This is a genomic window from Frankia sp. Mgl5, from assembly GCF_023242985.1.
Lineage (GTDB): Bacteria > Actinomycetota > Actinomycetes > Frankiales > Frankiaceae > Parafrankia > Parafrankia soli.
The window spans coordinates 1-246 of sequence record NZ_JALKFY010000277.1 but is presented as its reverse complement, the minus strand read 5'-3'; the positions used below and the strand labels follow the sequence as shown (position 1 = coordinate 246).

The window sequence follows — 246 nt, the reverse complement described above, 5'->3', positions numbered from 1 at the left end:
ACATTACCTGTGCCGGTCATCTGTTGGCAGGTGAAGAGGTGGCTGACGGAATTCGCGAACTTGCGGAGGAGTTGGGCCTGTCGGTGCGGTTTGATCAACTGCTTCCGGTAGGAGTTATCCCGGATAGCGGCAGGGATGGGGAGCTGATCGACAATGAGTTTTGCCATGTGTTTCTCTATGCTTGCAATCAATCCCTGCGAGAGTACAGCCTGCAGGCGGAAGAGGTAACAGGCCTCGTGAAGCTGG

The 246-nt window shown here is 55.3% G+C and carries 1 pseudogene; it reads left to right on the top strand.

Features of this window, described 5'->3' with window-relative positions:
* Window positions 1-23: 23 nt before the first annotated feature.
* Window positions 24-246: pseudogene (locus MXD62_RS09345) on the top strand (hypothetical protein); the annotation flags it as partial.